At 63.4% G+C, this 9,386-nt stretch carries 7 protein-coding genes; 4 read left to right on the forward strand and 3 right to left on the reverse strand.

The genetic code is table 11. The features are described 5' to 3' along the window. Positions 1 to 221: 221 nt before the first annotated feature. From metF to rhlE2, 3 genes are all read left to right on the forward strand, one after another. Complete coding sequence (metF, locus tag ACPZMI_RS00990; RefSeq protein ID WP_186665829.1) at positions 222 to 1,067, forward strand: methylenetetrahydrofolate reductase [NAD(P)H]; 846 nt, start codon at positions 222 to 224, stop codon at positions 1,065 to 1,067. A gap of 91 nt (positions 1,068 to 1,158) precedes the next feature. Beyond that, a complete protein-coding gene (locus ACPZMI_RS00995) occupies positions 1,159 to 2,235 on the forward strand; it encodes a hypothetical protein (protein WP_426351497.1) in 1,077 nt (358 codons plus the stop codon). A 339-nt stretch (positions 2,236 to 2,574) separates the two neighbouring features. Next, positions 2,575 to 4,464: an RNA helicase RhlE2 gene (gene rhlE2 / locus ACPZMI_RS01000; protein WP_426351498.1), complete on the forward strand. Its 1,890-nt coding sequence runs from the start codon at positions 2,575 to 2,577 to the stop codon at positions 4,462 to 4,464. Positions 4,465 to 4,517: 53 nt separating this feature from the next. On the opposite strand, the gene ACPZMI_RS01005 is transcribed toward rhlE2, so the two are convergent. The 3 genes from ACPZMI_RS01005 to ACPZMI_RS01015 form a co-directional block, all read right to left on the reverse strand. Beyond that, the gene (locus ACPZMI_RS01005; protein ID WP_054894828.1) at positions 4,518 to 5,096 is read right to left on the reverse strand and encodes a YceI family protein; all 579 of its coding nucleotides are present in this window, start codon (positions 5,094 to 5,096) and stop codon (positions 4,518 to 4,520) included. Positions 5,097 to 5,130: 34 nt separating this feature from the next. Beyond that, positions 5,131 to 5,682 carry a cytochrome b gene (locus ACPZMI_RS01010; RefSeq protein ID WP_186711853.1) on the reverse strand — a complete coding sequence of 184 codons (552 nt, stop codon included), beginning with the start codon at positions 5,680 to 5,682 and terminating at the stop codon, positions 5,131 to 5,133. 217 nt (positions 5,683 to 5,899) lie between these two features. Further along, positions 5,900 to 7,672, reverse strand: a complete 1,773-nt coding sequence (locus ACPZMI_RS01015) for a flavin monoamine oxidase family protein (protein ID WP_426351499.1) — start codon at positions 7,670 to 7,672, stop codon at positions 5,900 to 5,902. Positions 7,673 to 7,947: 275 nt separating this feature from the next. On the opposite strand from ACPZMI_RS01015, the gene ACPZMI_RS01020 reads away from it, so the two are divergent. Further along, the gene (locus ACPZMI_RS01020; protein WP_426351500.1) at positions 7,948 to 9,354 is read left to right on the forward strand and encodes an adenosylmethionine--8-amino-7-oxononanoate transaminase; all 1,407 of its coding nucleotides are present in this window, start codon (positions 7,948 to 7,950) and stop codon (positions 9,352 to 9,354) included. Positions 9,355 to 9,386: the final 32 nt, after the last annotated feature.

The raw sequence follows: 9,386 nt of genomic DNA on the forward strand, positions 1-9,386 counted from the left end.
CCCGGGCTTGGGGGGGGGGGGGGGGGGTCGGGTGTTTTTTTTTCTGTTCGTTCGACGTCCTTTTAAAGCTCGATGTGTTCCGCGACTAAGGGTCGTGTGTCCCGCTTTTCTCCCCCCAGCAGCGCAAGGATCTTGAACTACGCCCAAGCCAGATCGGCCATCACCGATCTGGCTTTTATTTGCAGCCTGACGCTTGAGGCACGCTGCCAGAGGAACGACCGATGTCCCAGGAACGCCGCTACAGTTTCGAGTTCTTCCCGACCAAGACCGATGCCGGTCACGAAAAACTCATGGCCGTTGCCCGTCAACTGGCCACCTATAACCCCGACTTCTTCTCCTGCACCTATGGCGCCGGCGGCTCGACCCGCGATCGCACGCTGAACACCGTGCTGCAACTGGAAAACGAAGTGAAGGTCCCTGCAGCCCCGCACCTGTCGTGCGTCGGCGACAGCAAGGACGACCTGCGCGCCCTGATCGCCGAATACAAGGCGGCCGGGATCAAGCGCATCGTCGCCCTGCGCGGCGATCTGCCGTCCGGCATGGGCATGGCCAGTGGCGAGCTGCGCCACGCCAGCGACCTGGTCGAATTCATCCGCCAGGAAACCGGTGACCACTTCCACCTGGAAGTCGCCGCCTACCCCGAAATGCACCCACAGGCGCACAATTTCGAGGACGACCTGGCCAACTTCGTACACAAGGTCAAGGCCGGTGCCGACAGCGCCATCACCCAATACTTCTTCAACGCCGACAGCTACTTCTACTTCGTCGAGCGCGTACAGAAGCTGGGCGTGGACATTCCGGTAGTGCCCGGCATCATGCCGATCACCAACTACAGCAAGCTGGCGCGCTTCTCCGACGCCTGCGGTGCCGAGATCCCACGCTGGATCCGAAAGCAACTGGAAGCCTACGGCGACGATGCCGCCAGTATCCAGGCATTCGGCGAAGAAGTGATCAGCACCATGTGCGAAGAGCTGCTGCAAGGCGGTGCGCCGGGCCTGCACTTCTATACCCTGAACCAGGCCGAGCCGAGCCTGGCGATCTGGAACAACCTCAAGCTGCCACGCTGACACCTTTTGGTAACAAAAATTTCAGCAATGATTAAGGCTCCGAACGTAGATTGGAGCCTTGATCATTCAAGCTGATACCAGGTTTCCCTCGATGCAGCCGTGCAACTGTGACACCCCGCAACTCGTCTACCTCGCCTTCGGCCCGGCTACCTATCACCAGGAAGCGTGCTTCAGCATCGTCAGCGCCCTGGCCAACCTGCGCAAGACGCCAGGTGAAGTCATGGACATCCAGGTCTACACCGACAACCCCGAACCCTACGCCAAGCTGCCCGTCACCGTGCACCTGCTCGATGAGCACACGCGTACAACGTGGAATCAGCCCCACGGCTATCACTTCCGCAGCAAGCATGTGCTGCTGCGCCAGGTCCTCGAACAACACCCGCGCGCGGTCCTGATCGACACCGACACCTTCTTCCGCCAGTCGCCGATCGAACTGTTCCGCCGGGTCAAGCCAGGCGCGGTGCTCTGCAACGCCATCGACGGACGCTACGGCGAAAACCGGAAGTGCCTGCTGTACAAGAACCTGCTGACCCTCCTGCAGCAACGTGGCCTGGCCGACTGCCAGATGCCGCTGGTCAACTCCGGCGTCATCGGCCTGACTGCACAGGACGCAACGACCCTGGACCACTCCATCGCCCTGATGGACGAGCTCTATCCCCTGGCGCGCGAGGCCTATACGCTCGAGGAGTTCTGCCTGGCGGTCGCCGCCTACCGCAAGCTGCAACTGGCCACCTGCACCGACGTCATCCACCACTATTGGAGCCGCAAGGCGCAGTTCCGTGCCAAGATCCAGGCGTGGCTGCGCAAGCACGGCGACGATCCGCTCGGCGAAGCCGCGCTGGCCGACATCACGCTGGTCAACGACCAACTGCCTCGCCCACCCACCCTGCACCGCCTCGGTTACAAGGCCATGAGCCTGACGCTACCCAGTCGTCACCGCCAGTTCGCTCGCGAACTGCTCTATGGCTGCTATCCCTACGACAACGAATTCGACCGCGCCTGCGCCACGGCGTGGTGGGACAAGGCCCTGGAAAACTTCAATCAGCGTCAGGGTGGCATGAGCCCCGAGCAATTGCGCGAATGCTTGCGCCAACCCGGCCTTCGTCTGTCGCTAGGCTCACGCCACAAGGATATCGAGCGGCATCTGATCGACGCACAGCAAGCCTGAGCACAGCCCTGCTGACCACCCTGGAGCGCGCCTGTACTGCCCTGCAGACGCGCAACGCAAACATCGATGGACATTTTCTCGACACCGTTGAGCAGCAGGATCGCAGCACTTCGCGATAGCTCTGTTATACTCGGGCCTTCCCGCCCGGCTCACGCCCGGACGCTCGGCCTCGCAACAGGCATCTCGACCAGCAGCGACGCACACTCAAGTGCCCGCCCGCCGCCTCCAGGATGCGCAGTGTAAGCCCAGCTGGACCGGACGCGATCGCATCCCACCGATGCCCGTCGCGCCAGGCAGAACATCCCACAGGGCTCAGCCCAAACGAGAACAGGATTGCCCATGTCCTTTGCTTCCCTCGGTCTCTCCGAGGCACTTGTCCGCGCTATCGAGGCTGCGGGCTACACCCAGCCTACCCCAGTGCAACAGCGGGCCATTCCCGCCGTGTTGCAAGGCCGCGACCTGATGGTCGCCGCGCAGACTGGCACTGGTAAAACCGGTGGCTTCGCCCTGCCGATCCTCGAGCGCCTGTTCCCGGGTGGCCACCCTGACAAATCGCAGCGTCACGGCCCGCGCCAACCGCGCGTCCTGGTCCTGACCCCAACCCGCGAACTGGCCGCACAGGTCCACGACAGCTTCAAGATCTATGCCCGCGACCTGAACTTCATCAGCGCCTGCATCTTCGGCGGCGTCGGCATGAACCCGCAGATCCAGGCGATGGCCAAGGGTGTCGACGTTCTGGTCGCCTGCCCGGGCCGCCTGCTCGACCTGGCCGGCCAAGGCAGCGTCGATCTGTCCAAGGTGGAAATTCTCGTTCTGGACGAAGCCGACCGCATGCTCGACATGGGCTTCATCCATGACGTGAAGAAAGTCCTCGCACGCCTGCCGGCCAAGCGCCAGAACCTGCTGTTCTCGGCGACCTTCTCCAAGGACATCACCGACCTCGCCGACAAGTTGCTGCACAACCCCGAGCGCATCGAGGTCACGCCGCCCAATACCACCGTCGAGCGTATCGAGCAGCGCGTCTACCGCCTGCCCGCCAGCCACAAGCGTGCGCTGCTGGCTCACCTGATCACCCTCGGCGCCTGGGAACAGGTGCTGGTCTTCACCCGTACCAAGCACGGCGCCAACCGCCTTGCCGAGTACCTCGAAAAGCACGGTCTGACCGCTGCCGCGATCCACGGTAACAAGAGCCAGAATGCGCGCACCAAGGCTCTGGCCGACTTCAAGGCCAACAGCGTGCGGGTGCTGGTCGCCACTGACATCGCCGCCCGCGGCCTGGACATCGACCAGTTGCCGCACGTGGTCAACTTCGAACTGCCCAACGTCGAGGAAGACTACGTTCACCGCATCGGTCGTACTGGCCGTGCCGGCCGCTCCGGTGAAGCCATTTCGCTGGTGGCACCTGACGAAGAGAAGCTGCTCAAGAGCATCGAGCGGGTGACCAAGCAGAGGATCCCGGATGGCGACCTGATGGGCTTCGATGCCTCGCAGGTCGAGGCCGAGAAACCCGAGGTGCGCGAGCGCCAGCAGAATAACGGCCGCGGCGGGCGCAACCAGCAGCAACGTGCCGAAGGCAGCAAGGAAGGCAGCGGCGGGCGCAAGGACAAGGGCAAGGACAAAGGCAAGGCCAAGCAACAGGCCGCAGACAAACCTGCCGACAAGGCCACTGCGGGCGACAAGCCACAGCAGAAGAAGCAGGAACCACGCAAGCAGCGCGACAACAAGAAGCCGCGTCAGCAGCAGGCCGGCCAGGCCCAGGGCAATGTCCCCAAAGTCCCTGCCGATCGCGACCCGGAAGAATTCCTGGACGACGATATCGACAACTTCGGTAACCGCGCCGACTACGTCAGCCCTTACCAGAACGGCAAGAACCAGGGCCGCAACCGTCGCCCAGGCGGCAACGGCGGCCAGGCTCAAGGCCAGGGGCAGCGTTCGGGTTCGGGCCAGCCTCGCAGCAACAACGGTGGAGGCGGCCAGGGCTCTGGCGAGAAGCGTCCCCGCAACAACAATGGTGGTGGTGCACGCCGTGATGGCAACCCAGGCCGCGCGCGCCGGGACGACAGCAACCGCCAGGAGCCTGCCGTACGCAATCCGCGTGAGCCGCAGAGCACGCCTGTGATCATCCGCAAGGAGTCCAAGCTCGACCGTTACCCAACGCCCGAGCAACTGGATGACCTGCCGAGCCGCCCACGTGGCGAGCGTCCGGCGCTGCTGACCCGCAAGGGCTGACAGAAACGACAAGGGGCCGCATAGCGGCCCCTTGTCGTTTCAGATGACGCGAATCACTTCTGCTTCACGCCTTCCAGGCTGATGTCCAGATCCAGGGTCTGGGAAGTCGGGCCTGGGCCCTTGATGCCAAAGTCGTTCAGGTTCAGCGTGGTCTTGGCGTTGAAGCCAGCGCGCTCGCCACCCCACGGGTCCTTGCCCTCGCCGTTGAACACGGCCTTGAAGGTGACCGGCTTGGTCACGCCATGCAGGGTCAGGTCGCCGGTTACGTCGGCAGTCTTGTCACCGGTGGACTTGACGGCAGTGGAGACAAACTTGGCGTCCGGATACTTCTTCACATCCAGGAAATCGGCACTGGCGATGTGCTTGTCACGCTCGGCATGGTTGGACCACAGGCTGGCAGTCTTCAGGTCGACGCTGATCTTGCTGGCTTCAGGCTTGGCGCTGTCCCAGGAGAACGAACCGTCGAAGTCCTTGAATGTGCCGTGGATGAAGCTGTAGCCCAGGTGGCTGATCTTCCAGTCGACGAAAGCGTGCTGGCCTTCCTTGTCGATCTTGTAGTCAGCGGCCATGGCCTGACCAGCGCCAATCAGAGCGGTACCGAGCGCCAGGGCGGCAAAAGTCTTTTTCAACATCCTTACTTCCTTCCTTTGCAATTGAGGTTGAGAGTCAAGCTTTGCGGCCCAGCATACGAGTCAGGGTCGCGTCACGGTCAATGAAATGGTGCTTCAAGGCTGCCAGGGCATGCAGGATGGCGAAGATCACCAACCCCCAGGCCAGGTACAGGTGAATCACACCGGCAGTGTCCGCCTGATCGGGCAGGTTGCTGACCAGCGCCGGCACCTCGAACAGACCGAAGACCGGAATGCCGACACCGTCGGCAGTGGAGATCAGGTAGCCGGCGGCCATCACCGCAAACAACCCCAGATACAGCGCCAGGTGCCCCAGCTTGGCGGCCACGCGGGTGAGTGACCCGTGGTTGGCCGGAGCCGGTGGAGGTGGGCTGATCAAACGCCAGAGTACGCGCAGCAGCATGACTGCCAGCAATACCAGACCGATGCTCTTGTGCAGGTCGGGCCCGGCTTTGCGCCAAGGATCGTAATAGTCGAGACCGACCATCCACAGACCCAGACCGAACAACCCGAATACGACAAGGGCCACGCCCCAGTGCAGGAAGATGCTGACCGCACCATAGCGAGAAGCAGAATTGCGCAGTTGCATGTTGGCGTATTCCCCGTGAAAGCTGTGCACAAGATAACGCGATAAATATCGAATTAAAGCGGAAAAGTCCGCTTTTTATTATCGAATAAACCGATAGTTTATTTTGAATTCATCCAATTAAGTCAACATTAACAATAAGCGGGCGCGGGGGACTTGTCAGAGTAGGAACTATCGCGGGCACTTCGCAGCAACGCCACGAGGTGCCCGCCATGGTCAATCAGTTCGCCTTGGCCTGAGTGTCGGCCGAGGGTTTCTTCTTGACGGGCTCGGCCTTTGCGGCCGCCTTCTTCACCGGCTCCGGCTTGCTGGCCTGCTTGGCAGGCGGCTTGTGCGCGGGTACGTGCTTGGCAGGTGCGGCCTTGGCCGGGGCAGCCTTGACGGGCTCCTCCTTGGCCACAGGCGCCGCAGGTGCGGCTGCCGGTGCCGGAGCTGGCGGCGCAGGTGTCGGTTCATCCACCTTGGCCACCGGCTCGGCCTTGGCCACCGGTTTATCGTCGCCACCGAACAGGCGGGAGAAGAAGCCAGGCTTGTCCTTGCCGGCTGCCGCGCCAACCGCCGCAGCGCCCGCAGCAGCTGCAGCGACCGGCGCCGCCTTGACCACTGGATCGAAGGATTTGCCAGCGGCCAGGTCCTCGACCTGGCCCGCGGCACGCTGGCCACTGCGCAGCGCGCCTTCCAGGGTGCCCGGGTAAAGTGCATCGGTGTGCTCGCCAGCAAAGGCGACACGTTGCACCGGACGCTCCCACAGGCGCCAGTACTTGCTGATCTGCCCCGGTCCGTAGGCCAGGTAGGCGCCACCGGTGCCGGCATCGGTGCTGTAGCGCTTGACCTCATAACCGGTAAAGGCACCACGGGCCTGGGGGTAGAAGGCATGCAGGCGAATCAGCACCTGGTCGACCATCTGCTTGTCACCGAAGGCTTGCAGCAGGCGGGCGTTGTCGCCGGACAGGTTGATCACCACGTTGGCACCACCCTTGAGCGCCGGTTCGATCCACAGCATGCCCAGGCCTGCGTTACTGAAGATCTCGCCCGACATGCGCGAGCGGCTCTCCCACACCGGGTTCTTGAACTTGAGCAGCAACTGGTCGCGCCAGCCGTAGTTGGTGCCCTTGAGCGCCGCCAGGTGCTGATTGTCCAGCCCCGGCGTCATCTGGATCTTAGCCAGCGCGCGCAGCGGCACGGCCAGGACCAGATAGTCAGCCTGATAGCCCACAGCCCCCACCTTGACGGTGACGCCGTCCTTGTCCTGGACGATGGAGGTGACCGGCGAACTGGTCTTGATGGTCTTGAGCTGCTTGACGAAGGCCTGGGCCAGCACCGGGCTGCCGCCGGGCAGGCGTGCCGCGCGCAGGTCGCGATCGCCGACTCCACGATAGACCCGGCTCTGCTGGGCGAAGTAGAGCAACGACAGGCGCGAGGGTTCGTCATAGCGGGTACGAATCTGCTGGTTGATCAACTGACGGGCGGTCGCCGGCAGTTGCAGCTTGTCCAGCCAGGTGGAGACGTTGATCTGATCGAGGGCGAACAGCGTGCTGTTGGCCGCCGGGTTCAGCGGATCATCGATCGAACGGGCCAGGTCATCGAGGGTCTTCTCGTAGCGCTTGATCGCCTCGGCGGTCGCGGGCTGCTTGGTGGCGAGGTCGGCCGCGCTGAAGTACTCACCGTCGATCAAGTAGCCTGGGGTACGCACGAACTCGGGCGCAGGCAAGGTTTCCAGCTTGAAGCGGTCCAGGTACTGATTGAGTACCGGCTGCGCCTTGTTGTTGCCGATCCACTCGCTGGTCGCCAGCCCCGAACGGCCACCCATGCCGCTCTTGGCTTCGAGCAGGGTCACCTGCCAGCCCTTGGCCTGCAGCTCGTAGGCCGCCGTCAGACCTGCCAGGCCACCGCCGACGACAATCGCCGTGGGGGTCTTGTCCTTTGCCAGCGCACCCGCGCTGGATGCACCAATCAATACCAACGCGCACAGGCGCACCCAAGCAGCAGCCATGTCGGCGAACTCCGGATCAGAAGCGAAATGTAAGCGGGGAGGATTTCCCCGGGAGAGATGCGTTAAGAATACGTCAGGTCCTGGGAGCCTGCCAGCACAGCGCTATCAAGTGCTTCGAATGGTTCAGGTTTCTGTGGTGGCTCCTTCGCGGCGGTTCGGCGCCCCGACAAGCCCGCTCCTGCAGAAGCCAGCACAAAACCCAAGGTTGTTCCTGTGGGTGCCTTTGCTTAGGCTTACACCGTCCTACACGCCACCCCAGCCAGGAGATCTGCCCCATGGGCCTGAATCAACAGTGGATGCAGCGCGACCTCAAGGTCCTCTGGCACCCCTGCACCCAGATGAAAGACCACGAGAGCCTGCCGCTGATCCCGATCCGCCGTGGCGAGGGCGTCTGGCTCGAGGACTTCGAGGGCAAGCGCTATCTGGACGCCGTCAGCTCCTGGTGGGTCAACGTCTTCGGCCATGCCAACCCGCGCATCAACCAGCGCATCAAGGACCAGGTCGACCAGCTCGAACACGTGATCCTTGCAGGCTTCAGCCATCAGCCGGTGATCGAGCTGTCCGAGCGCCTGGTGGCCATGACCCCGGCCGGGCTGGACCGGGTGTTCTACGCCGACAACGGCTCGTCATGCATCGAAGTGGCGCTGAAGATGAGCTTCCACTACTGGCAGAACAAGGGCCAAGGCGCCAAGAAGCGCTTCGTCACCCTGACCAACAGCTACCACGGCGAAACCATCGCCGCGATGTCGGTCGGCGATGTGCCGCTGTTCACCGAAACCTACAAGGCCCTGCTGCTCGACACCATCAAGGTGCCCAGCCCCGATTGCTACCTGCGCCCCGAAGGCATGGGTTGGGAGGAGCACTCGCGCAACATGTTCGCAGCCATGGAGCAGACCCTGGCCGAACACCACGCCACGATCGCCGCAGTCATCGTCGAGCCGCTGATCCAGGGCGCTGGCGGCATGCGCATGTATCACCCGGTCTATCTCAAGCTGCTGCGTGAAGCCTGCGACCGGTACGGCGTGCACCTGATCCATGACGAAATCGCCGTCGGCTTCGGCCGCACCGGCACGATGTTCGCCTGCGAGCAGGCCGGTATCCGCCCCGACTTCCTCTGCCTGTCAAAGGCCCTGACCGGTGGCTACCTGCCGCTCGCCGCCTGCCTGACCACCGATGACGTGTACCAGGCCTTCTACGACGACTACCCGACCCTGCGCGCCTTCCTCCATTCGCACAGCTATACCGGCAACCCGCTGGCCTGCGCCGCGGCGCTGGCGACCCTGGACATCTTCGAGCAGGACCAGGTGATCGACGCCAACAAAGCGCTGTCGGCGCGCATGGCCAGCGCCACCGCGCACCTGGTCGATCACCCGAACGTGGCCGAAGTGCGCCAGACCGGCATGGCCCTGGCCATCGAGATGGTCAAGGGCAAGGCCGGCAAGGTCGCCTACCCATGGCAGGAACGCCGCGGCCTGAAGGTCTTCGAGCATGCCCTTGCGCGCGGCGCGCTGTTGCGTCCGCTGGGCAGCGTGGTGTATTTCCTGCCGCCCTACGTGATCACCCCGGAGCAGATCGACTTCCTGGCCGAAGTGGCCAGCGAAGGCATCGATATCGCCACCCGTGACAGCGTCAGCGTGGCGGTGCCGGCCGACTTCCATCCCGACTTCCGCGATCCGGGCTAACTATCACCTAACCCTGTAGGAGCGGGGGGGGG

It is taken from the genome of Pseudomonas wayambapalatensis (assembly GCF_049942315.1).
Taxonomy (GTDB): Bacteria; Pseudomonadota; Gammaproteobacteria; order Pseudomonadales; family Pseudomonadaceae; genus Aquipseudomonas; species Aquipseudomonas wayambapalatensis.